The 264-nt window shown below is 37.1% G+C and carries 1 pseudogene; it reads right to left on the bottom strand.

Annotation, left to right across the window (positions count from 1 at the left end):
* A pseudogene (locus SB717_RS36750) lies at nt 1-264 on the bottom strand (hypothetical protein); the annotation flags it as partial.

Below are 264 nucleotides of genomic sequence, written 5' to 3'. Positions count from 1 at the left end.
CTACAGAGAAGATGAAAGAATACACTGGTTGGTTTCCAGCATGCACTTCTACTTCTGCATCTTCAAATTTCTCTTCTACAAATTCAACTAACTCCGCTACTTCTTCGTCAGTTGCATCTTCACCTTGTAGAATCGTTACGATTTCAGAATCTTCATCAATAAGCGCTTCTAGTAATTGCTTTGCAGCTCCTACTTTTTCAGCATTTGTAGATACAATTTTTCCATCTGCAATACACATGAAGTCATCTTTTTGAATTGCTACAC

It is taken from the genome of Priestia sp. SIMBA_032, assembly GCF_046535215.1.
Classification (GTDB): domain Bacteria; phylum Bacillota; class Bacilli; order Bacillales; family Bacillaceae_H; genus Priestia; species Priestia aryabhattai.
The sequence above is the reverse complement of the archived record's forward strand: the minus strand, read 5'-3'. Positions and strand labels throughout refer to the sequence as shown.